The sequence below is a fragment of the Streptomyces sp. NPDC012935 genome (genome assembly GCF_042900345.1).
In the GTDB taxonomy this organism is placed as follows: Bacteria; Actinomycetota; Actinomycetes; order Streptomycetales; family Streptomycetaceae; genus Streptomyces.
The window spans coordinates 1-1581 of record NZ_JBIBBC010000065.1; the positions used below are offsets into that span (position 1 = coordinate 1).

2 protein-coding genes are annotated in these 1581 nt (G+C 75.5%); both read left to right on the top strand.

Annotated features, from left to right (window positions below; translation table 11 throughout):
• Nucleotides 1-39 precede the first annotated feature (39 nt).
• A complete protein-coding gene (locus ACFY5C_RS41455; protein ID WP_389455256.1) occupies nt 40-1353 on the top strand; it encodes a DUF6716 putative glycosyltransferase in 1314 nt (437 codons plus the stop codon).
• Nucleotides 1350-1581, top strand: a 232-nt coding sequence (locus ACFY5C_RS41460; protein ID WP_389455258.1) for a cytidylyltransferase domain-containing protein, incomplete at its 3' end; no start/stop codon positions are given. The genes ACFY5C_RS41455 and ACFY5C_RS41460, both read left to right, overlap by 4 nt.

Below are 1581 nucleotides of genomic sequence, written 5' to 3' on the forward strand. Positions count from 1 at the left end.
TTGGGCGGGAGCTCCGAAAGGGTTCCTAGCGTCCTCGACGTGCCAGCAAGTACGACGAAGACCCGGCGAACGGCCGTGCTCGCGGATTCCGACACCCGGTGGAAATGGGGAGCGCTCACCGCGCACCGCATCGCCCCCGAGGACGCGGACGTCCGCCTGGACGGCTACCTCCTGCGCGGCCGGGCCACGCCCACGGCCCGCCAGCTCCAGGAGACCGGCGCCCCCGCCGACTCCCTGCAAGAGGTGACCGCGGCCGAGTTCCTGCGCGTCATGGCGCGGGAGCCGTACGACGTGGTCGTCCTCACCCTGGTCGGCGGCGGCGTGCAGGCCATGCTGCACGGGCTGCGCGCGGTGTGGGCGGACCGTCCCGAGCGCCCCGTCGTCGTCACCGGCTACGTCGGCGTCGTGTACGAGAAACTCGCCGACGGCCTGCTGCTGCGGCACGGCGCGGACCTCGTCCTCGCCAACTCGCGGCAGGACGCCGAGCGTTTCCGCGCGGTGTACGAGGGGGTCGGCGCCGACGCCTCGGCGGTGACCGAGGTGGCGCTGCCCTTCCTCGGCGGCGAGCCGCACACCGGCGGACGCGAGCCCCGCACCGTGGTGTTCGCGGCCCAGCCCTCCGTGCCGGACAACCGCCGGGACCGCGCCTACCTGCTGAACCGCCTCATCGGGCACGCCCGCGCACACCCCGAGCGCGAGGTGCTGCTCAAACTGCGCTCCAGACCCGGCGAACAGACCACCCACATCGAGGAACTGCCGTACCAGAAACTGGCCCGGGGCCAGGACCTGCCGCCCAACCTCCGCCTGGTGTACGGGCACATGGGCGAGGTGCTCGACCGCACCGACCTCCTCGTCACGGTCAGCTCCACCGCCGCCCTGGAGGCCCTGCACCGCCGTGTCCCCACGGCCGTCCTCACCGATCTCGGAGTGCGCGAGGCCCTCGGCAACCACCACTTCGTCGGCTCCGGCTGCCTCGCCTCCTGGGACCAGCTCGACGCCGGGTACCGGCCCGAGCCGGACGAGGACTGGGTGGCCCGGCAGGGCGTGGCCGCCGGCGGAACCTACGCCACGGCGTTCGATCACGCCCGCGCACGCGTCGCCCGCCTGCTGGACCGGCCGGGCGGCCTGCCGCCGCTCGCGCCCTGGTACACGCCGGAGACCGCGCCCGGCTACCTGCCCGGCGTCCTCGCCCGCCACCACCTCGGCCCCGACGGCGTACCGCTGCCCGGAGCGCCCGCCGCCGACAGGGCGCCCGGCGCCGTCCGGCAGATCGTGCGCCGGGCCGCGCGCGGCGCCTACCGCCACGGCGTCCAGCGCGTCGCCCCCGCGATCCGGCGGATGGGCGAGCTGTGACCCCCCACCGACGGCCCCACCGACGTTCCCACCCCCAAGGAGACCCCATGTCCGACCCCGCAGCGGGCCCCGGCGCCTCGACCCGCCGGGTCCTCGCGGTGATCCCCGCACGCGGCGGCTCGAAGAGCGTGCCCGCGAAGAACCTCGCTCCGGTGGGCGGCGTCCCCCTGGTGGTCCGCGCGGTGCGCGAGTGCCGGGCGAGCCGGCTGGTGACCGACGTCGTCGTCT